This window comes from Robbsia andropogonis, assembly GCF_000970345.1.
GTDB classification, from domain to species: Bacteria; Pseudomonadota; Gammaproteobacteria; order Burkholderiales; family Burkholderiaceae; genus Robbsia; species Robbsia andropogonis.
The window spans coordinates 47,028-68,093 of the sequence record NZ_LAQU01000001.1 but is presented as its reverse complement, the minus strand read 5'-3'; the positions used below and the strand labels follow the sequence as shown (position 1 = coordinate 68,093).

The following is a 21,066-nucleotide window of genomic DNA, read 5'->3' as shown; positions in this document are numbered from 1 at the left end:
GTGTCCGACAAGGTGTGGTTTTCGGTAGTCATCGTGGGGGCGCCGATCGCAGTGGTTGACCTGGGGGCGTTTAGTAGGATGGAAAGCGCGCTACGTGCCGTTCCGGACGGATGCGGAACCCGGATTCCCGGGGCGGTGGTCCGCAAGGCATGCGACGAAAATTGAAACAGAAGATTATAACCGGTCAGGCAGCATGAATCGATAGTCGGTCGTCTCCATGCCGGCGCGACACGTGCATGATGCGAATAGGCATAAGTTATGCTTCTATCAGCCAGTTTCGTTGCCTGCATTGCCCTGTATTTCACGCCATGTCCATGGCGGATGGATGTGGATGACTCATTGAAGCAACGCGTCAATCCAGTGAAACGTCGCGTATGTCGCCGATTGGCTCGTGAGGCGCGAGATACGCCGCTACCCAATCGTGCCAATATGCCGATTCACCATGTACTATCTGGCAGATTTTACAATCATGCTTTTCTAACAATATGCTTACTATTTCTTACGCGTAATTGACGGTAGATAAGTGAAATTCCGACACGGTTATCAACTATTAGAAGGGGTGTACGTCATCAGGTGTAACGCGCATTCGTCCAAAGTTCATTATGATGGCGATGATGGGCCATATGGCAAGCTGATGAAACTCGCCGCGGCGATGGGACCGGCGATTACCTGCAGGTCTATCACGCGACGGTTGGCGCCGTCAGGGGGAATCAGAAGGTTAGGTTAGCCAGGATTCACCCGGGATTTTATCCATACACACCATTCCACTCGCAGGCCATGCGGACGGACTGAGAAAAGACATGCAAGACATGGCTCTCGGAGGCAGCAAAGTGCAAACCGGACATGTTCCAACGCTACCGTGGCGACTCGAGGATATCGACTTTGCGTCGATACAACCCGAGGTGGTCGCCCGTAATGAGGACCTCGTCGCGCTATTGTGCGCGTCATCGTTCATCGAAAGCGGCTCGGACCTTTACAGCAGTAATCTGGCCGAATACTTCGCGGGCGATACCGAAGTCGAGGATTGGCTGAACACGAATTGGGAAGCCGAGGAGCTTCAACACGGCCGTGCGTTGAAAGCGTATATCGCCTACGTCTGGCCGGATTTCGATTGGGATAAGTCATTCAAGAGTTTTTTCGACGAATATTCCAAGACGTGCAGTATCGAGGAGTTCGAAAAAACCCCGGCGCTTGAAATGGCCGCCCGCTGCGTGGTTGAAACAGGCACCGCTACGTTGTACCGTGCCATCAACGAATGCACCGATGAGCCGATCCTTAAGCAATTGACCTCCAATATTCGCGCGGATGAAGTGCGTCATTACAAGCATTTCTTTCAGTATTTCAAGCGCTATAACGCGACTGAGAAGAATAGTCGCTGGAAAGTGCTGGGTGCGGTGGTCCGGCGCGTCATCGAGATCAAGAGCGAGGATTCCGATATCGCCTTGCGGCACGTATTCGCCGAGCGCTATCACACGGAGCCGCGGGACACGCCGCAGTACCGTGCGATGAGCCACCGCGTGAATCGGCTGGTCCGCCGTAACCTATCGGCGGACATGTGCTTGAAAATGCTGATGAAACCGCTCGATCTGCCAAGGAAATTGCAATCGACGATTCAGCCGCCCCTCGCGGGGGTGCTGCAACATGTCTTCTTCCGGTAAGCCGGCAAGGGAACGCGCCATCGTCAGTACGCTGGACGTGCTGGCGTCCGCATTGCGGTTGGCGATGGCCGATGTTCCGGGTAACGAGGATGTCACGGGTGTCCACCCGGCGGCATCTGACATGCATCCGCAGGAAGCGACCTCACCTCAATTCACCCTTTCATTATTGACTACCGGCGTCGATGGATGGCCTGTGACATCGCTGCTTGGCCCGGGCGAAGTGGTGGTTGTCGGCGAAGTACAAGTGCGTATCGCGTTATGGCCGACGGCACGGGCCAATAGCAACATCGTGCGCGAGGAACGGGCGACGCTCGATTTCGTCTTCGACGGACACTTCCACCAGCTACGACTGCGGGCACTGCGCCGCGCCCCCTTGGTCGTTGACGCGTCGGCACCGACGCTCGTGTGCCATGAGTTGCTACTGGTGGAGGGGGAGGCGCAGAAGGTACCGTATGCCGAATTAACGTCGGGTATCCGGTATCGGCTGACTGGCGATGCAGCCTGCCGGCGGGAAACCGCCGTGCGCTGGCGTGTTCAGCAGGCCGCCCTGACCCGCTTCGCCATGCCGTCCGCGGAATAACGCCACAACAAGAAGTATCAGGACCGGTCGCCGCGGGCACCGCGCGACAGCAATGCGGCATTGCGTGGCGCGTTCGCCAGGCCGCCGGTGTTGCCGCCCGGACGGGATGTCCGCGATTGACCGCGATCCGCACCTGAATCCGCGTGCACGCGTGGTGCGCTGGCCGTATGGCCGCTGTTCCCATGTGCTTGCCGTGGCCCGCGCCCGGCCGGGTTCTGCGGCTTTGGCGCACCGCCATGGCGCGGCTTGCCGTCGCCGGCCGCGTGGCGCGCGGGGCGATCTGCTACCGGACGTCGCGCATCGTTCGCGCCCTGTCCCTGGCTGCCACGCGATCCCTGTCCATCGCGATTCGCGTTATCTCGCCCGCCAGCGTGGCCGCTCGACTGTACACCATCGCGCTGTCCTTCACGGCTCCGTTGTGGGCCGCCGCGTTGCGCGCCGCCTCCGCCGCCCCCACGCTTCTGGATCGGCTCGGGCTTGATGGACGGATCGGGTTCGAAGCCGGCGAGGATTTCCTTCGGCAAGCTGCGATTGATGAGCTTTTCGATATCCACCAGCAACTGCTTCTCGTCGATGCAGACCAGCGACCAGGCTTCCCCCGTCGCCCCCGCGCGGCCGGTGCGACCGATCCGATGAACATAGTCTTCCGCGACGTTCGGCAGGTCGAAGTTGACAACGTGCGGCAATTGGTCGATATCAATGCCGCGTGCGGCAATATCGGTTGCCACCAGCGCCTGCAGCGTACCATCCTTGAATTCGGCCAACGCGCGCGTCCGCGCCGACTGGCTCTTGTTGCCATGGATCGCCAGGGCACGAATGCCGTCGCGATCGAGCTGTTCGGCCAGACGATTGGCGCCGTGCTTGGTGCGGGTAAAGACCAGGACTTGATACCAATTGTTGTCGCGAATCAACTTTGTCAGCAGTTCGCGCTTGCGCTCGCGGTCGACCAGATAGACACGTTGATCGACGGTCTGGGCTGTCGTGTTGCGACGTGCAACCTCGATCGTGCGCGGTGCGTCGAGCAGGCCTGCGGCCAGTGTCTTGATTTCGTCGGAGAACGTCGCGGAGAACAGGAGGTTCTGGCGCTTCGGTGGGAGTGCGGCCAGCACCTTGCGGATATCACGGATGAAACCCATATCGAGCATCCGGTCCGCTTCGTCAAGGACCAGGATCTGCACGCCGGACAAATCGACGGTGCCTTGCGACAGGTGGTCCAGCAGCCGGCCAGGGGTGGCCACCAGGATATCGACGCCACGGCGCAGTTGATCCATCTGCGGATTGATCCCCACGCCGCCAAACATCATCATCGACCGCAGTTTCAGGTATTTCCCATAGCCGCGTACGCTTTCCTCGACCTGCGCCGCGAGCTCTCGTGTGGGGGTAAGAACCAGTGCGCGGATTGTCGCCTTGCCCGGCTTGGCCGGTAATCGCGTCAGACGTTCGAGCAGCGGCAAGGTGAAGCCGGCGGTCTTGCCGGTACCCGTTTGCGCACCGGCGAGCAGGTCGCCTCCTTCGAGAACGGCGGGAATGGCTTGCAACTGGATGGGAGTGGGCGTCGTATAGCCCAGGTCCGTGACGGCGCGCAGAATAGGTTCAGATAAGCCGAGTTCGGTAAAAGACATGAATTTTCGTGTTTCGCCGGTTCGTCGCAACGCGTGCGCCAATCTGGAACCGGTCGAATGGTAGGTCGCGCCACGCGCGCTGACTGGAACCCGCGAGTGGCGAAAAAATAGGGCGTCGCAAACGTCCTCCGGCAACGCGTCGGAAAACGGTGTCAAAACGGCGCATGTCCGGTCAGGGCGCATCGTTGGAATACGCGCTGACGCGAACGAGCAAATCTCACTGTATGACGCAGTGGCACTCCCCTGGTGCGAGGTAAAGCAAGACAGGACGCCGCAGAACAAGGCGCACATGCAGGCGGAACAAGCACCATGCTTATCACCGCTGCCGTGTCCACAAGCGCGGCGAGGGCATTGGATAAGGGTGGTGACGACGCGACCCAGGGGGCCTCAATCCAACGCGAGTCGAATGCGCGTGGGTTTCTCGCCCGTCTTCACCGCGCTGCCAACGGTCCTTGTAGCGGACGTATGCCGCCTGCCCCTTGTCCCGCGTCGGCACACGATGCAACAGTGCTTGTCACGGCCATTAGAGTAGCAGTCAGACCCTATGAAGCGCAACCGATAAGGTGGGGCATTGCACGATTAACCGGCGTTTCCAAGCGATGCCGCCACCGTTCTTCCATCCATTCGCAGGATTGATACGGCCGTTTGCTTATCCGTTCGTCGCCCCTGATGCATGAGGGCGAACGCGTGTCGCTGCACTGCGCATCGCTTCACGGCCTCATCCAATTGCGACAAAGGATCAGACTTTTCTGATTTCTTCGATGCCCGCTTGGATTGGTGTATCGCGGTCGCGATAATGTCACGGGCAATGATTCTCCTCCGGTTTGCGAGAGGTGATACAACCAAGCGACGAGGGAACGATGAATATCGCTCGAGAAAGCGCAAAGGCGCGCGCATGGCGCGTCGTGCTTGTAGATGATCATCCGCTGGTTCGTGAAGCGTATGGCACTCTCATAGAGGCGCAGCCGGACATGACGGTGCTGGCGAGTCTGGGGGACAGTGCCTCGCTGACCAATGTGCTGCGCCATGGTGGCGCGGACATCGTCCTGCTGGATCTGCAATTGTCCGATGATGATGTAGATGGCATTGCCTTGATCCAGCGCTTGCGTGTGCGTTTTAACGGTACTCGGATATTGGTGTGTTCGGCGCTGGATGATCCCATCACCACCGATGCTGTATTCAATGCGGGGGCACATGGCTTTCTGTCGAAACGCCAATCAGTGATGGAGATGATCGATGCGCTTTATATCGTGGCGGCCGGCAAGCGCTATCTCTCAGAGCGGACAGATGACGGTCGTGATATCGGCAGCAATGGCTTGACTGGCGTGCCCGCCTTGGCAAAGGATACGGCGCTTAACGCGGACCTGACGACAAAGGAATATGACGTGCTGCGCTGTTGTCGACAGGGACTATCGCCAACGCGCGCCGCGGCGAAACTCAAACGAAGCGTCAAGACCGTCAGCGGCCACAAGATGATGGCTTTTCGCAAATTAGGCTATGCAACGGAGGTCGCATTGCACCATGCAACCCCACGCGCAAAAGACCGTTGATCAGCGAAGTGGTCGATGACTGCATAAGACTGTGATCCTTTATTGTCTGTGCTTGGCGTATTTGCTGTTCCGAAAGTGTTGAGGCTTGTCATTGTCGTCTCAAGGGGATCGGGTTTTCACCGCATTGAAAACCCGCATTGCGTATCGGCGTGGCGCGTTACATAACCAGCATTTGCCACGCTGGCCGGACTGGCCCGCATCACCATAATGGAGACAGCAATGGACCATGCAAACATGCAATTTCTAGGTGTTCCCTTCCCATTCAAGTCGCAATATCAAAATTTTATCGGTGGGGCCTGGGTACCTCCGGTTGACGGCGTCTACTTTGATAATGTGTCTCCAATCACTGGCCAGGTCTTCACGTCAGTGCCGCGCTCCAGGGCAGCGGATATCGAATTGGCGCTGGACGCCGCACATCGCGCCAAAAACGCATGGGGACGGCAATCGGCGGCGGATCGCGCCGCTGTATTGCTGCGCATTGCGGATCGGATGACCTTGCATTTGTCGCAATTGGCCTTTGCGGAATCGATTGACAATGGCAAGCCTATTCGTGAGACACGCGCCGCGGATATTCCGCTGGCGATCGATCATTTCCGCTATTTCGCAGGCTGTCTTCGTTCTCAGGAAGGGTCAATCAGTGAGATCGATCGCGAGACAATCGCTTATCACTTTCATGAGCCATTGGGGGTGGTGGGTCAGATCATTCCTTGGAATTTCCCGATCCTGATGGCGGCGTGGAAACTGGCCCCGGCGTTGGCGGCGGGTAATTGCGTCGTATTGAAACCGGCCGAGCAAACCCCGGCCTCCATTCTCGTGTTGGCCGAATTGATCGCGGACCTGTTGCCGCCGGGTGTGTTGAATATCGTCAATGGGTTCGGTCCGGAGGCCGGGCAGCCGTTGGCGTCCAGTAAGCGGATCGCGAAAATCGCTTTCACCGGTGAGACCACTACCGGGCGGTTGATCATGCAGTACGCGAGCCAGAACCTGATCCCGGTCACGTTGGAGCTTGGCGGCAAGAGCCCGAACATTTTCTTTGACGACGTGATGGCGCAGGACGATGCATTCTTCGACAAGGCCCTGGAGGGGTTTGCGATGTTCGCGCTCAATCAAGGAGAGGTGTGTACCTGTCCGTCGCGCGCGTTGGTCCAGGAAAGTATCTATGACCGGTTTATCGAACGGGCGGTGGCCCGTGTGGAAAAGATCCGTCAGGGACATCCGCTCGATGACAAGACAATGATTGGCGCGCAAGCGTCAGAGGAACAATTGGACAAGATCCTCTCGTATATCGAGATAGGGCGAGGCGAGGGAGCGGACTGCCTGACCGGCGGGGTACGTGCGCGGCTTGATGGCGAGTTAGCGAGCGGGTACTACATGCAGCCGACGATCTTTCGCGGCAACAACAAGATGCGCATCTTTCAGGAAGAGATCTTCGGGCCTGTGTTGTCCGTGACCACGTTCAAGGACGAGGCGGAAGCGCTCGAAATCGCGAATGACAGCCCCTTTGGTCTGGGGGCCGGTTTGTGGACGCGCAATGTCCATCGTGCCTACCACCTGGGCCGCGAGATTCAGGCGGGCCGGGTCTGGACCAACTGTTACCACGCCTATCCGGCTCACGCGGCTTTCGGTGGCTACAAGCAGTCTGGGATTGGTCGCGAGACCCATAAGATGATGCTGGAGCACTATCAACAGACAAAAAACCTGTTGGTTAGCTATGGCACATCGGCGTTGGGTTTTTTCTGAATTGTAAAGCGGCGATTTGCCAACGAGTATAATGGACGGTTAAAGTCAATTGCGTCGTCAGTTGTTTCGGCGGGGTGGCCATCTACCCTTCCGTAATCCGGGCGGTTTCCGGCGCATGCGCGCCGAACGCGTTCGACGGTTGCGGAGGGAGAGGAGCATAGGTACGTATGGAAGAGCAAAAAGATCTGCTGGTCGTCGACGATAACGTTGATTCGGCTGAGAGTTTGGCCATGTTGCTCGAAATTCATGGTTACTCGGCCCGCGTGGTTCACAACGGCCACGCGGCATTGGCCGCTGTCGCGGCACGTGTACCGGAAGCGGTGATCCTGGACATCAGCATGCCCGGCATGGACGGCTTCGAGGTCGCTCGCCGTTTGCGAACGCAATTCACGAGTGCGCAATTGAAACTCATCGGGCTGTCCGGCTATGGTGACGAGGGCAGCCGCCGTCAGGCGCAGGAAGCAGGCTTTGATCAGCTATTGGTCAAGCCGATCGACGTGGAAGGTGTTATTGCTACGCTCTGACGCCGCGTGTAGGCGTCAGCTTCTTCCAACAACCATTCTCTAAACAACTGTAGTGCCGCATTGTGGCGCGCTTCGGTTGGATAGACGAGATAATATCCCGCTGCTTCGCCATCGCGCCCCTCCGTGGCGTCTCCTGTTTTTCCATCTCTGTCTGACTTGTTTTGTTTTCGTGCCTGCGCGACTGACCGTTCGGCGAAGGGCATCACCAAGCCGGGATCGTTACACAGTTCCTCCAGAAAGAAACGCGGCACCAGGGCGATGCCCAGTCCCGCGCGCGCACCGCTGATCAGCATCGTGAACAATTCGTAGCGAACGCCGCGCATTGCGCGTGGATCATCGACGCCCTGCTGCAGTAGCCAATGATGCCAAGCGTCGGGGCGCGTGGTGGAATGAAGGAGCGGGAAATCGAGCAGCCCCGACGGATGCGTGGGCGCTTGCCCGTTTGACGATAATAATGTCGGCGAACAGACGGGAACGACTTCTTCCCCAAAAAGGCGATCCGCCATCGTGCCAGGCCAGTTGGGTGCGCCGTAGTGAATAGCCGCTTCGAAATGCGTATCGGAAAAGGAAAACATGGCAGTCTGGACACCCAGGTTCACGCGCAGCGAGGGGTGTCGCGCCGACAAGCCCGCCATGCGCGGTAGCAGCCATTGCGATGCGAACGTTGGGAGTACCGCCAGTTCCAACGCGTCGGCGCCGCTGCCGTGCGCGATGATCGCCAACGTATCGCGTTCGAGCGTATCCAGCATGCGCCGGACCTGTGTACTGTAGAGTGCGCCGGCACGGGTCAGAATCACCCGCTGTTTCGCGCGAACGAACAGTCGCACTCCCAGTTGCTGCTCCAACGCGCCCACCTGACGCGATACCGCACTCTCGGTCAATGATAGCGCGCGGGCCGCGGCGGTGAAATGCTCATACCGCGCGGCGGCATCGAATGCGATCAACGCACCCATATTGGGAAGACGGCGGCGGCGCGTGGGCATGGAGTTGATTCCGGAAACGCATCATGTGCCGATTTTATCGCGCTTTACGGCATCGTCCCAGGGGCCAATAATCGATGGAACGCGCGTGAGGCTACGAGGAGACGAAGATGAAACGCAATGCGAATATCGATGCCCTGTTGCAATCCCTGCTGGGACCGGAAAAGACCGCGATTTTGTTTGAAACGCTCAATAGACCGTCCGTGCTGTCGCACTGCGAGCCCGGCATTGTCAGCCGGACCGAGCTGGCGCAAGCCATGAACATGGCTTTGTTCGACGGGCTGATTGCCCGTTCCGCGAACGGCCGTCATTACACCACCCGGGCTTTGGCCACGGCACGCGAGCGCGGCCAGGCCCACGGTGGCGCGAGTGGACAGCAGGATCAGCCGATATCCGCGGTGTGTTTCGATCATGGTGCACTGCGCACCGTGCGATGGTCGCGCAACGGCGCGTTGCCGCCTGGTGAAGCGGCCTTCGCGCGTATTCTCGTGCCATTGGGCTTCGAATTGCGCAATCGTTATCCGCTCGACAAATTGGGCATGACCGGGCGGGCGTACGCGCATCGCGATGCGCCTGAAGAGATTGCGCAATTCTTTGTCAGCGAACTGCACCCGGAGCGTTTTTCACGGGATTTTCAAGAGGCGGTGACGCGCATCGTGTCTAGCTCTGTCGATCCGTTGACGCCCAATGCCACCGCGCTGTTATGGGACCTCCATCGCGACGGTAGCCTGCCGTTGGCCTATGCGCAGGAACTGCTGCCAATCATCGTGGGTGCGTTTGCCCGGCAGCATGCCGTCCCGCATGAGCGCGACTATGACACCGTGCTGCGCGAATCGGCGGAAATGGCGTGGATCGCGACCGAGGGCAATGCCTTTAATCATGCAACGGACCGGGTGGTCGATGTGTTTGCGTTGGCCGATGCCGAGAAATCGCTCGGCTTGCCGATGAAGCCCGACGTCGAATGTTCGCGATCAGGGCGTGTTTTTCAGACGGCCTACCGTGCCGACCTGGTTGAACGGCCTTTCGTCGATAGCGAGGGTCGGCAGATCACACGAACGGTACCGGGGTCATTTTACGAATTCATCACGCGCAAGCATGAATTCGACACAGTCAGCGGTCGTTGGCGGTTGGACCTGCGCTTTGACGCCGGCAATGCGCAAGGTATTTTCAAGATGACCGCCGGTGTGACAATGTGAAGGTTTCCGTCAACGCGTCGCGAAGACGGTATGTGGGCAACGAGGAGAGCACATGAATATCGATGCTGTTTTGGCGGAACTGGGCCTGGCGCATCTTGGCGCGCATGCCGTCCCCATCGATGGCGTAGCGTTGTCGGCAGGGCTGGCGGTCCATTCCCCGATCGATGGCCGCCGTATCGGGGTGGTGCCGACGCATGACGTCGAGGAGGCGCCAGCGGTCATGGCGCGCGCGCAGACCGCTTTTCTTCGTTGGCGCGGTGTCCCGGCGCCGCGGCGTGGAGAGCTGATCCGTTTGCTGGGCGAAACGTTGCGCGCAAAAAAGCAGGCGCTAGGCGCCCTCGTGTCCATGGAAGCCGGCAAGATTTTGCAGGAAGGGCTGGGCGAAGTGCAGGAGATGATTGATATATGCGACTTCGCGGTGGGCTTGTCGCGTCAGTTGTATGGTTTGACGATCGCATCGGAACGGCCCGGACATCGAATGGCGGAGACGTGGCATCCGATGGGGCCGTGCCTGGTGATCTCGGCATTCAATTTTCCGGTGGCGGTGTGGTCGTGGAACGCGGCGCTTGCACTCGTGTGCGGCAATAGCGTGGTGTGGAAGCCGTCCGAGAAGACGCCGTTGAGTGCACTCGCGGTGGACGCGTTAATGCGCGATGTGCTGATCGCGTTCGGTGACGCACCGCCCGGACTGGTACAGACGGTGATCGGCGGCCGCGATATAGGTGCGCGCCTGGTCGGTGACGCGCGCGCGGCCATCGTCAGTGCCACTGGCAGCACGGCGATGGGTCAGGCGGTGGGCATTGATGTTGCACGGCGTTTCGGTCGTGCCATCCTCGAGCTCGGCGGTAATAACGCAGGCATCGTGACGCCATCGGCGGATCGCGAACTGGCGTCGCGCGGCATTCTGTTCTCGGCGGTAGGCACGGCGGGTCAGCGCTGCACGTCGTTAAGGCGTCTTTTTGTACATGACAGCATCTACGACGACACGGTCTCGCGTCTGAAGGCATGGTACGCCAAGGTGCCGATCGGCAATCCATTGAAGGAGGGCGTGTTGATGGGACCGCTGATTGACGCCGGGGCATTCGATGCCATGCAGCGCGCGCTGGATGAAGCGCGCGAGCAGGGCGGCCGCGTGACGGGCGGCGAGCGTGTGCGCCCCGACGGTGAGGCCGGTAGTGATGCCGCGTATTACGTGCGGCCGGCACTGGTGGAAATGCCGACGCAGACACAGGTCGTATTGCGGGAAACGTTTGCACCGATTCTCTACGTCATGCGCTATACGCAATTCGACGATGCAATAGCGGCAAATAACGCGGCGGCACATGGTCTTTCTTCGTGCGTGTTCAGCAACGACCTGCGCGAGGCGGAACGCTTTATCAGTGCGGCCGGTAGCGATTGTGGCATTGCCAATGTCAACATTGGACCAAGCGGTGCCGAGATTGGTGGCGCATTTGGCGGCGAGAAAGAAACGGGTGGTGGACGTGAATCCGGCTCCGATGCGTGGAAGGGTTATATGCGTCGCGCGACCAATACTGTCAATTACTCAACGCAGTTGCCGTTGGCTCAGGGTATCCGATTCGATTTCGACGCGAGTTGACGTGGTCTTGCCTTCCTTGGCGTCAGCGTTGTTTTCGTTGTTGCAGTTGCCGTCCTTTTTTTCGAGATGATATGAGCACCACGCAATCCGACCTTTCCAGCACGGCTTCTGGATCCGCGAGCACGCGTTCCGTGACGGGTAACGCCATGAACGTGTCTTTTTTCGCGACACCGTACCGGCATGCGGCCGGATCACCAATCCGCGCATTGTTTCCGTATATGAGCCGACCCGGGATGATCTCATTCGCGGGGGGCATGCCGGATCCCGCGCTGTTCGATCGGGATGGCTTGCAACGCGCGCATGAGAAGGCGTGGTCGAATCCATCCGCGTGTTTGCAGTACGGTCCAACCGATGGCTTGCCGTCGCTGCGTGCGGCCCTCGCGGCTGTGATGCGGTCGCGTGGGGTGGCGTGCGACGACGGCGACATCATGGTGACCGCCGGGTCCCAGCAGGGCCTTGATTTGTTGTTGCGCGTAATGGTGGATCCGGGGGATGTCATCCTCGTCGAGCAACCGGCGTATCCGGCGACGCTGCAGGCCATTCGCCTGGCGCAGGGCCGCATCATACCGGTGGCGGTGGATGCCGATGGGTTGGACGTCGATGCCTTATCGGAACAATTGGCGTGCTGGGACGACAGGCTATCCGAACCCAAGGCGTTGTACACGGTGCCGACGTTTTCGAATCCCAGCGGCCTGACGATGTCGCGCGCGCGGCGGGTGGCGTTGCTCGAACTCGCGGTCAAGCATCGACTACTGTTGATCGAGGATGACCCTTACAGTGGGCTGCGTTTCGCTGGGGAGGCACAGCCGTCATTGTTGGCGTTGGCACAGGACGTGCCGGGTGCGCGCGACCTGATCGTGCATTTCTCCAGCTTGTCGAAGATCCTTGCGCCGGGAATGCGGGTTGGCTGGATGCTGGCGCCTGCTGAAATCATGCGCCGATGTTCGATTGCGCGACAGACGGTGGATCTCTGCGGTCCGGGTTGGATGCAGGCCGTGGCCGCGGCGTATCTGGAGGGCGATACGTTTGCGGCCCATCTCCCGAACATCATCGCCAGCTACCGCGCGAAATGCGATGCACTGGCAAATGGACTGTCCGAGTCATTGGGCGAGCAACTAACGTTTGCCCGGCCACAGGGGGGGATGTTCCTGTGGGGGCGTTTCGCGCAGGGAATCGACGCGGCGGTGGTGTTGAAAGCGGCAATTGAACACGGCGTGATGTTTGTGCCGGGCGAGGCTTTCTACGCCTCGAACGCCGATGCTAGCGCTGTTCGGCTTTCGTTCGCGACGCCGACGCTGGAACAGATTGGAGAAGGCACGAAAAGGCTGGCGCAGGCGGTGTCTAGCGTTGCGGATTGAGGCGTGCGGTAATCGCTGTCAGGGCCGGGCGCGGCGGCTATACCCGATTGGCATACGGGCCCGTATGCGTTTGCACAACCGTTGTTACCCTTTGCTGTCACGCTACGACGAAGCCAAACGTGGTCATGATCTGTGCGGCTTGCTCGTGAGAGATAATGGCACCTTGCAGGAGCGTGGCTTGCGCCAACGACAGTTCGCCCAACTCGCAATTTCTGAGATCGGCGTCTTTAAATCTACAGTCTTTGAACGCGGCGCCACGCAACGAGCCACCCTCGAAAATCGCTTCCCGGAAATCACAGCCGCGCAGGTCCGCGTCTGAAAAGTCGAGATGGTCAAGCGTCATTTTGCGCATCGACAGTCCGATGATCGTGGCGGCCACGAGACGCGTTTGCGCAAAGGTCGCGCCGATCAGGCCGATATCGATGTTCAACTGTGCGCCGGTCAAGCGGCAATCCGAAAAGGACGCCCCATCGATACGTGCGTTTCGCCATTCGGAATTTGCCAGATCGCATGCAGTGAAAGCGGCTCCTTGGGCCTTGATGCCATCGAAGCGTACATGTCCCATTCGGCAACGTTGCCAGTGCGTTTCTCGCAGATCGGCATGACGGAGTGCCACGCCGGCCAGATCGCAATCTTCGAATGTGCAGCCACTGAGATCGAGATTCGATAAATCCGCATCCGCGAAGGCGAGTTTGACATAATGGCGCCCGCCTTCACTGACAAGGGCACGTAACGCGCCAGGCGTCTCGCAGGTAATCGGCAGGGTCGACATGACGCGAAAAGGAATGGCGGGAACGGATTGGCATTATAGCGGGCAGTACAACGGCAACAGCACGATGTCATTGCCGATGTTGGTAGGCCTGCTCGGGGGGGTATGGCGGACGCTCGCGCACAATGCCATGTCATGCCGCGCGCTGTCACCGTGACGGCGACAGCGCCTCGCGGCCACAAATAGCCGCGCTGGCCTGCATCAAATATCTACCTCGCAGTACCCAACAGCCATCCCGCACCATCCAGCGCCGTGCGGGCTGGTCCATGCTTGTAAATTGGATCTGTTCCATGGCGCAGGGCAAGTGCGTGAACGGCGTGCGGCCTTTGAATAAATTCCGGCTAGGCATCTCGTTCGGCATCACCGTTGCATCGCTTGATTGGCCGTAGGAGAGAGGTTTAGAGGCGATCTTTTCATTGTCTGCTTTGCTATTCTGGGCTTCCTTCATGGCTAGACGAACGAGACTATGCAACGCCGCGAGCTTGCGCCGACATCGGCATCACTTTCTTTGACGCAAGCATCAAGACGATGCGTTCAAGGAGAGGTGGACGATGTGTCGGCGGATGTGGATGGGCCGGCATTATCGCGCGTTGCCGTGGCGCATAGTCGACCGGGTGCGATGTCGTCGGTGTTGGGGCGTATCGGTCAATGGGTTATTGCATCGGGGCGGATCGGGACGCATGCGCAAGGTGAATCGGCATCCGCGCCGGAAGGCGTAGGCCATCTAAGCGCGTATGCGTGCAGTGTCCCGATCCATCATCGCAAGGTATCGTGGATCGAGCGGCGCCTGGCGCGATTGCCGCATGCGTCTCGTCTTGCCGCGGACATCGAACCGCTCAAGGCGTTCAATGACCGTAGCCGATCGTGGTCGGCGACCACTGCGTTCACACTGATCCCAGTGAATAAAGTGCGTAACGCGCTACGCACTACGGGTGTTCCACAATCTGGTCGAGCGGCGCACGTCATGACCACGCCGCTTGACCATGACCATTTCCGCTCGCAGGTGAGCAGGGCGCGCCAGTATGCGGATATGCTTATTCGCCCACCCGGTGAAGCTTGTGCGGGTGACGTAGCGGAGAGTATGAGAATGTCCGAGCAACAGCGGCACAACCTTATTTCCCTCTCACGGTTCGCGTCCTATATCGATGATGCGTTCAGGGCGAAGGGGAAACCGAATGAGCGTTTTTTCGCCCTGGTGCGCAAGGAGGACATCGGTTTTCCAGGGCGTCCGATTTACGCGGTGGCATACACGGAATACGTGCCAGGGGAAGATGACTTGGTGATAAAGGCCGTTGCGGCCCATCCATTTACCCATTTTTCACCCGGGACGACGTCCGCCGATATCGATGCACTACTGCAACGGAACATGGGTGCCCATGAATGGGAAACGTATTTCGACAACGACGAACATCTTAATGTGTTGGGCGCTGATTTCCGCCTGCGGAATATTGCCGGCTATTCGTCGCTGCAATCGGTAGTTGCCAGCATGCGTGACCACACAATACGAAGCATCACCGCGCACCCCGTCAATCCCCGGACAAACCATACGGCTAGCCGCCTCGGCATGAACGCGACGGAGCAGGCGCCCGCGCCATGAAAAAAGGCCTGCTCCGAAGAGCAGGCCTTTTTTTGCGGATAGACATCCGCTAAATCCCGTTGGTGCCCGGGGCCGGAATCGAACCGGCACGCCTTGCGGCGGGGGATTTTGAGTCCCCTGCGTCTACCAATTTCACCACCCGGGCCGTCTGTGGCTCGGTGATCCTTGATGGTGGCGATACAAACTGCCACCAGGAAAATGCTGTAAAGCACACACCGAGACAAACAAGAAGCGGGATTATGGCGGAAAATGTTCAGCGAGGCAAGCACTGATCGCCATTTTCTTAATGGCCCGCAGGCTACAGCTCGTATCGCTCGCCTTCGTTGCCGCGTAGTGCTTGATCCAGCAGCTTGCGATCGGTCTGCGGCGAGAGCAATTCGACCAGCGTATAGATATAGCTTCGAAGATAGGCCCCTTGCTTCAGCGCAATCCGTGTGACGTTTGATCCGAACAGATGTCCCACGGACATGGCTTTCAGTGACTTGTCTCGATCCGCTTGATACGCCATATCGGACATGATCCCCACGCCCAGTCCCAGCTCCACGTAGGTCTTGATCACGTCCGAGTCTATCGCTTCCAGCACGATGTCCGGCGTCAGCCCGCGACGCTCGAACGCCTGGTCGATTTTCGTTCGCCCCGCGAAGGCGGACCCGTAGGTGATCAGCGGATACTGGACCAGATCTTCCAGGGACAACTCACCGCGTGACGCCAGCGGGTGATCATGCGTGACGATGGCCACGTGCATCCATTGGAAACAGGGCACCGTCGTCAACCCTGGGTAATCGGCAATGGCTTCCGTCGCCACGGCCAGATCCGCCTGGTCACGCAGCACCATCTCGGCAACCTGCGTTGGATTGCCTTGCAGGATCGACAGATGCACTTTCGGGAAGCGTTTGCGAAAATCCGCCACGGCGGCCGGCAGCGCATAGCGCGCCTGCGTGTGGGTGGCCGCAATGGTCAGATTGCCTTGGTCCTGGGCGGCAAATTCGCTCCCCACCCGTTTCAGACTTTCAACCTCCTGCAAAATGCGCTCGACCGATGCCAGAATCAGGCGTCCAGGCTCGGTCAGCGAGCGTACGCGCTTGCCGTGTCGCCGGAAGATTTCAACCCCCAACTCCTCTTCCAACTCGATAATGGCCTTCGAAACGCCGGGTTGTGACGTGAATAGTGCTTTCGCCGCTTCAGTCAGGTTGAAATTCTGACGCACGGCCTCGCGGACGAAGCGGAATTGATGCAGGTTCATGATGAGCAGCAAGTCCCGAAGGGCCAGTGCCGGCAAAGGCCCCTGGTCCGGTTTAATGAGTACGTGGCGCAACCGCGCGGGTGCCGCAATGGCGTCTTCAAAACGCTGCCGCAGGCCCCACGGGGCGACTTCGTGACGTGCGGCGCCCGAAGGACAACCCTGTCGCGAAACAGGGTTAGCGCGGTGCTGACGCGATGTAACATACCGCCGTCTGGCCCGCCGACGCGCCGTAGCGCCCCGTCTGGCGGGCCAGACCGGGCTAATAACCCTGCGGTATAACGTACTAATTTTTTAGTCGTTTGAAATATAAAGCGAGTTTATTACGATTTCCAGTCCCAATGCCACCGTTCCGCGGTAGTAAAGCGCCCCCGGTTTAGCGTTTGAGGTGCCTACGTCGCAGTCTGTAAGCTGCTCATGGCTGCTCTCGGACTCAGCGGAGCGCTTGGCGAAGAGTGGCGAAATACGCGAGTTCCCCTATGTACCAATACGACCAGTACGATCAGCAAATCGTTGACGAACGCGTGGTGCAGTACGCTGACCAGGTGCGGCGTCGCCTGAGCGGCGAACTGGATGAAGAAGAATTCAAGCCGCTACGTCTGCAGAATGGTCTCTATATGCAGCGGCATGCCTATATGCTGCGCGTCGCGATTCCGTACGGCAACCTGAGCAGTACGCAAATGCGTATGTTGGCGCATATCGCGCGTGAGCACGATCGTGGATATGGTCACTTTTCCACCCGCACGAACATCCAGTACAACTGGATCACGCTGGAGGAAACGCCGGAAATACTGCGAAAACTGGCATCGGTCGAGATGCATGGTATCCAGACGTCCGGCAATTGCATTCGCAACATTTCCACGGATCAGTTCGCAGGGGTTGCTGCCGATGAACGTGTCGATCCGCGCCCCTACTGCGAGCTGATGCGGCAGTGGTCGACGTTCCACCCGGAATTTGCTTGGCTGCCGCGCAAGTTCAAGATTGCGATCACCGGCGCCGACGAGGATCGTGCGGCAACGCTGCTGCATGATATCGCCATCCATTTGAAGCGTGACGCCAACGGTGATGTGATTGCGGATGTGCTCGCCGGCGGTGGCATGGGCCGTACGCCCATTCTCGGCAGTGTGATCAAGCGTGATTTGCCATGGCAACATCTTGCCTCGTACTGCGAGGCAGCGCTACGGGTCTATAACCGCTATGGACGGCGCGACAATATCTACAAGGCGCGGATCAAGATCCTGGTCAAGGCATTGGGGGCCGAGCAGTTCTCCGAGCAGGTGGAGCAGGAATGGGTCCACCTGAAGGACGGTCCCGCGACGTTTACCGTCGAGGAGCGCGATCGTGTGGCGTCTTATTTTGTGCCGCATCCTTATGAGACGCTGCCGGCAATCGATCGTCAGTACGAGCAGCATCTGCGGGACGACCGCGCGTTCGCGCGCTGGGCCGAACGCAATGTTCGTGCGCACCGTCAACCGGGCTATGCCAGCGTGACGCTGTCGCTGAAGCCCCACAACGCGCCACCGGGTGATGCGACCGATGCGCAGATGGAAGCCGTCGCTGATTGGGCCGACCGTTTCAGCTTCGGTGAGATCCGCGTGACGAAAGAGCAGAACCTGGTTCTGGCGGACGTCAGGCAAGCGGATCTGCACGCGTTGTGGCAACTGGCGCGCGCCGCGGGTTTTGCCACGCCGAATATTGGCCTGTTGACCGATATCATCGCCTGTCCAGGGGGCGATTTCTGCTCGCTCGCCAATGCAAAGTCGATCCCGATCGCGGAAGCGATCCAACGCCGCTTCGACGATCTGGACTACGTGTACGACCTCGGCGACGTGACGTTGAATATCTCCGGCTGCATCAATTCATGCGGTCATCATCATATCGGCAACATCGGCATTCTCGGCGTCGACAAGGACGGCAGCGAGTGGTACCAGGTGTCACTGGGCGGCGACCAAGGCCACGCGGCGCGAATCGGTCGCGTGATCGGCCCTTCGTTTTCGGCGGAAGAAGTGCCGGACGTCGTCTCGCGGATTATCGATACCTTTGTTGCGAACCGCGATGGCGAAGAGCGCTTTATCGATACCTATGCTCGTATTGGCGTGACGCCTTTCAAGGAATACGTCTACGCATCCCGGCCGAAGGCCGTCGCCTGACAGGGGACCCACACCATGGCATTGATCATCAAGAACCGCGAGGTCGTGGAAGACCGCTGGCACACCGTGCGTGCGGATGCCCAAGGGCAAGTGCCGGCGCCGCAAGATCTGCCGCACGGCGCCGTTATCGTGCCGTTCACGTATTGGGCCGAACATCGCGACGCGTTGACCGCGGCGCGGAGCAAGGCCGACCTGGGCATCTGGCTGGCGCCGAATGACGAGCCGGCCGCAGTCCTGGATGACATCGATTCGGTCACGGTCCTCGCCGTCGATTTTCCGGCGTTCAAGGACGGCCGGGGAATCAGCATCGCCCGGCTGTTGCGCGAACGCTATGGCTGGAAGGGGGAAATACGGGCGATCGGCGACGTCTTGCGCGACCAGATCGGTTATATGTCGCGTTGCGGAATCGACGCGTTCGCGGTCCGTGCGGACAAGGACATTCATGATGCACTGCATGCGTTCGACGAGCTGACAGTGCACTACCAAGGCGCTTTCGATGATCCGCGTCCGTTGTTTCGTCGAGTGCGGCGCCACGGGGCGACAGCGGCGGCGCACGCAGGCGACGTGGCTTTGGCCGCGGCGAATGCACTTTCGTCGTCTGAGTCCTGAACGGAGCACGCACCATGGCAACGGAAACGGTCCCCCCATCGGCAACGGCGCTGGCGCATGTTAACGCGTCGATTGCCCGCGCCGATGACGGTGCCGGCGAGACCGATACGGTCAGCACCATCAGCATGCGCCCGATATTGTCGGGCCCTCGCCGTGACGGCCCGCGCTCTCAACCGCTGGACGCCCTGATCGCGGAACTGGACGGGCGCCTCGATGGTATCGCCGCCGCGCACCCGGGGCACCGGGTCAAGCTTGCGAGCAGCCTGGCGGCGGAAGACATGGTGCTCACGCATGCGATCCTTTCGCGGCACGTCGATATTGGCATCTTCACGTTGCAGACCGGACGGTTGCATGTGGAGACGGTTGGGATGCTCGACACAGTGGAAAGCCGTTATGGCTATCGGATCGAGGCTTTCGAGCCGCGTCCCGAAGCCGTTGCACGATACGTCGACGCGCACGGTTTGAATGCGTTCTATGAAAGCGTCGATCTACGCAAGGCGTGCTGTGAGATGCGCAAGGTTGAACCGTTGAATCGGGCACTGACTGGTGTGGATGCCTGGGTAACCGGGCAACGTAGGGAACAATCGGTAACGCGTACGGAACTGCCGCATCGTGAACACGACGGCGCGCGCGATATCGCGAAATACAACCCGCTGGCCGATTGGACCGAGGCCGATGTCTGGGCCTATCTGGATCGGCTCGATGTCCCGGTCAATCCGCTGCATGCGCGGGGCTACCCGAGTATAGGCTGCGAACCCTGCACGCGCGCGGTACGGGCCGGCGAGGACAGCCGGGCGGGTCGGTGGTGGTGGGAGTCGCGAGACACGAAAGAATGCGGATTGCATCAGAACGTTGCAACATCAGACAGCAAGCAGTGACATGGATTGGAGGCAATGAGCAACATGAACAGCCCTTTTGACTTGGATAGCGATGCCGCCGGTGTGAGCGCTGTGCCAGCCGATGGCGCGCTGCCTGCGGGCGGCATGGACCATCTGGATTGGCTCGAAGCCGAATCCATCCATATCCTGCGTGAGATGGTAGCGGAGTGCCGCAAGCCGGCGCTGCTGTTTTCAGGGGGGAAGGATTCGGTCGTCGTACTGCATCTGGCATTGAAGGCATTTGGCCTCGGTCCGAATCGCAAGACGGCGCTGCCTTTCCCCCTGGTGCACATCGATACCGGCCACAACTTCGACGAAGTGATCACGTTTCGCGACCAGCGGGTCGCCGAACTGGGCGCCGAGTTGATCGTCGGGCACGTGGAGGATTCGATCCGCCGTGGCACGGTGCGTCTGCGGCGTGAAACGGACTCGCGCAACGGAGCACAGGCGGTCACGCTGCTGGAAACCATCGCGGCGCACCAGTTCGACGCATTGATCGGCGGAGCCCGTCGTGATGAGGAGAAGGCACGCGCGAAGGAACGCATCTTCTCGTTCCGCGACGAATTCGGTCAATGGGACCCGAAGGCGCAACGCCCCGAGTTGTGGAGTGTGTATAACGCACGGCTGCATCAGGGAGAGCACTTGCGCGTGTTCCCGATCTCGAACTGGACGGAACTGGACGTCTGGCAATACATCGGACGGGAACGGTTGGCGTTGCCGTCGATCTATTACGCTCATACGCGCGAAATCGTACGACGCAACGGCCTGCTCGTACCGGTTACCCGGCTGACGCCGCCGCGCGATGGCGAGGTCGCGGAGGAAGCGCTGGTGCGTTTCCGGACCGTTGGCGACATTAGCTGCACTTGCCCTGTGGCGAGCGACGCGACCGATGTCGCGGCGATCGTCGCCGAGACGGCGGTGGCCGATGTCACCGAGCGCGGGGCGACGCGGATGGACGACCAGGCATCCGAGGCAGCAATGGAACAACGCAAGAAGCAAGGCTATTTCTGAGCGGGGC

General features: G+C 59.7%; 20 protein-coding genes and 1 tRNA gene. 15 read left to right on the top strand and 6 right to left on the bottom strand.

Annotated features, from left to right (window positions below; genetic code table 11):
• From WM40_RS30980 to WM40_RS00310, 3 genes are all read left to right on the top strand, one after another.
• A complete protein-coding gene (locus WM40_RS30980) occupies positions 1-165 on the top strand; it encodes a hypothetical protein (protein WP_236693327.1) in 165 nt (54 codons plus the stop codon).
• Between the two features lie 644 nt (positions 166-809).
• Positions 810-1,658 (top strand): ferritin-like domain-containing protein, encoded by an 849-nt coding sequence (locus WM40_RS00315; RefSeq protein WP_036008633.1) that lies wholly within the window; start codon positions 810-812, stop codon positions 1,656-1,658.
• Positions 1,642-2,238 carry a hypothetical protein gene (locus WM40_RS00310; RefSeq protein WP_052738087.1) on the top strand — a complete coding sequence of 199 codons (597 nt, stop codon included), beginning with the start codon at positions 1,642-1,644 and terminating at the stop codon, positions 2,236-2,238. Before WM40_RS00315 ends, WM40_RS00310 begins: the two co-directional genes overlap by 17 nt.
• Positions 2,239-2,255: 17 nt before the next feature.
• On the opposite strand, the gene WM40_RS00305 is transcribed toward WM40_RS00310, so the two are convergent.
• Entirely contained in the window at positions 2,256-3,860 is a 1,605-nt protein-coding gene (locus tag WM40_RS00305; protein ID WP_046151961.1) for a DEAD/DEAH box helicase, read from the bottom strand.
• A gap of 860 nt (positions 3,861-4,720) precedes the next feature.
• Here WM40_RS00305 and WM40_RS00295 point away from each other — a divergent pair.
• The 3 genes from WM40_RS00295 to WM40_RS00285 all read left to right on the top strand — a co-directional run bounded on the left by WM40_RS00295 (position 4,721) and on the right by WM40_RS00285 (position 7,674).
• Positions 4,721-5,410: a response regulator transcription factor gene (locus WM40_RS00295; protein ID WP_036008650.1), complete on the top strand. Its 690-nt coding sequence runs from the start codon at positions 4,721-4,723 to the stop codon at positions 5,408-5,410.
• 219 nt (positions 5,411-5,629) lie between these two features.
• Entirely contained in the window at positions 5,630-7,150 is a 1,521-nt protein-coding gene (gene adh, locus WM40_RS00290; RefSeq protein WP_046151847.1) for an aldehyde dehydrogenase, read from the top strand.
• Between the two features lie 167 nt (positions 7,151-7,317).
• Complete coding sequence (locus tag WM40_RS00285; RefSeq protein ID WP_024902666.1) at positions 7,318-7,674, top strand: response regulator; 357 nt, start codon at positions 7,318-7,320, stop codon at positions 7,672-7,674.
• Here WM40_RS00285 and WM40_RS00280 read toward each other — a convergent pair.
• Complete coding sequence (locus WM40_RS00280; RefSeq protein WP_046151846.1) at positions 7,623-8,657, bottom strand: LysR family transcriptional regulator; 1,035 nt, start codon at positions 8,655-8,657, stop codon at positions 7,623-7,625. The genes WM40_RS00285 and WM40_RS00280 overlap by 52 nt on opposite strands.
• Positions 8,658-8,764: 107 nt before the next feature.
• On the opposite strand from WM40_RS00280, the gene WM40_RS00275 reads away from it, so the two are divergent.
• The 3 genes from WM40_RS00275 to WM40_RS00265 all read left to right on the top strand — a co-directional run bounded on the left by WM40_RS00275 (position 8,765) and on the right by WM40_RS00265 (position 12,805).
• Positions 8,765-9,850 carry a DUF1338 domain-containing protein gene (locus tag WM40_RS00275; RefSeq protein ID WP_024902668.1) on the top strand — a complete coding sequence of 362 codons (1,086 nt, stop codon included), beginning with the start codon at positions 8,765-8,767 and terminating at the stop codon, positions 9,848-9,850.
• A gap of 52 nt (positions 9,851-9,902) precedes the next feature.
• Positions 9,903-11,447, top strand: coding sequence for an L-piperidine-6-carboxylate dehydrogenase (gene amaB, locus WM40_RS00270; protein ID WP_046151845.1), 1,545 nt, complete (start codon positions 9,903-9,905; stop codon positions 11,445-11,447).
• A gap of 152 nt (positions 11,448-11,599) precedes the next feature.
• The gene (locus WM40_RS00265) at positions 11,600-12,805 is read left to right on the top strand and encodes an aminotransferase-like domain-containing protein (protein ID WP_390173993.1); all 1,206 of its coding nucleotides are present in this window, start codon (positions 11,600-11,602) and stop codon (positions 12,803-12,805) included.
• 97 nt (positions 12,806-12,902) lie between these two features.
• Here the strand turns inward: WM40_RS00265 and WM40_RS00260 are convergent, their stop codons facing one another.
• Positions 12,903-13,577, bottom strand: coding sequence for a pentapeptide repeat-containing protein (locus WM40_RS00260; RefSeq protein ID WP_024902671.1), 675 nt, complete (start codon positions 13,575-13,577; stop codon positions 12,903-12,905).
• Between WM40_RS00260 and WM40_RS29780 the strand changes: the two genes are divergently transcribed.
• The gene (locus WM40_RS29780) at positions 13,576-13,731 is read left to right on the top strand and encodes a hypothetical protein (RefSeq protein WP_157684957.1); all 156 of its coding nucleotides are present in this window, start codon (positions 13,576-13,578) and stop codon (positions 13,729-13,731) included. The genes WM40_RS00260 and WM40_RS29780 overlap by 2 nt on opposite strands.
• Here the strand turns inward: WM40_RS29780 and WM40_RS00255 are convergent.
• On the bottom strand, positions 13,723-14,022 hold the full coding sequence (locus tag WM40_RS00255) for a hypothetical protein (RefSeq protein WP_024902672.1): 300 nt from the start codon (positions 14,020-14,022) through the stop codon (positions 13,723-13,725). The two genes, WM40_RS29780 and WM40_RS00255, sit on opposite strands and share 9 nt — an antisense overlap.
• 18 nt (positions 14,023-14,040) lie before the next feature.
• On the opposite strand from WM40_RS00255, the gene WM40_RS00250 reads away from it, so the two are divergent.
• Positions 14,041-15,171, top strand: coding sequence for a hypothetical protein (locus tag WM40_RS00250; protein WP_046151844.1), 1,131 nt, complete (start codon positions 14,041-14,043; stop codon positions 15,169-15,171).
• 60 nt (positions 15,172-15,231) lie between these two features.
• Here the strand turns inward: WM40_RS00250 and WM40_RS00245 are convergent.
• Both WM40_RS00245 and WM40_RS00240 read right to left on the bottom strand, forming a co-directional pair.
• Positions 15,232-15,316 (bottom strand) — tRNA-Leu (locus WM40_RS00245).
• A gap of 153 nt (positions 15,317-15,469) precedes the next feature.
• The gene (locus tag WM40_RS00240; RefSeq protein ID WP_024902674.1) at positions 15,470-16,414 is read right to left on the bottom strand and encodes a CysB family HTH-type transcriptional regulator; all 945 of its coding nucleotides are present in this window, start codon (positions 16,412-16,414) and stop codon (positions 15,470-15,472) included.
• A gap of 476 nt (positions 16,415-16,890) precedes the next feature.
• Here WM40_RS00240 and WM40_RS00235 point away from each other — a divergent pair, with 476 nt between their 5' ends.
• From WM40_RS00235 to cysD, 4 genes are all read left to right on the top strand, one after another.
• The gene (locus WM40_RS00235) at positions 16,891-18,561 is read left to right on the top strand and encodes a nitrite/sulfite reductase (RefSeq protein WP_024902675.1); all 1,671 of its coding nucleotides are present in this window, start codon (positions 16,891-16,893) and stop codon (positions 18,559-18,561) included.
• Positions 18,562-18,576: 15 nt separating this feature from the next.
• Entirely contained in the window at positions 18,577-19,170 is a 594-nt protein-coding gene (locus tag WM40_RS00230) for a DUF934 domain-containing protein (protein ID WP_024902676.1), read from the top strand.
• 14 nt (positions 19,171-19,184) lie between these two features.
• Positions 19,185-20,048, top strand: coding sequence for a phosphoadenylyl-sulfate reductase (locus tag WM40_RS00225; protein ID WP_024902677.1), 864 nt, complete (start codon positions 19,185-19,187; stop codon positions 20,046-20,048).
• Positions 20,049-20,153: 105 nt separating this feature from the next.
• Positions 20,154-21,059: a sulfate adenylyltransferase subunit CysD gene (gene cysD, locus WM40_RS00220; RefSeq protein ID WP_046151959.1), complete on the top strand. Its 906-nt coding sequence runs from the start codon at positions 20,154-20,156 to the stop codon at positions 21,057-21,059.
• Positions 21,060-21,066: the final 7 nt, after the last annotated feature.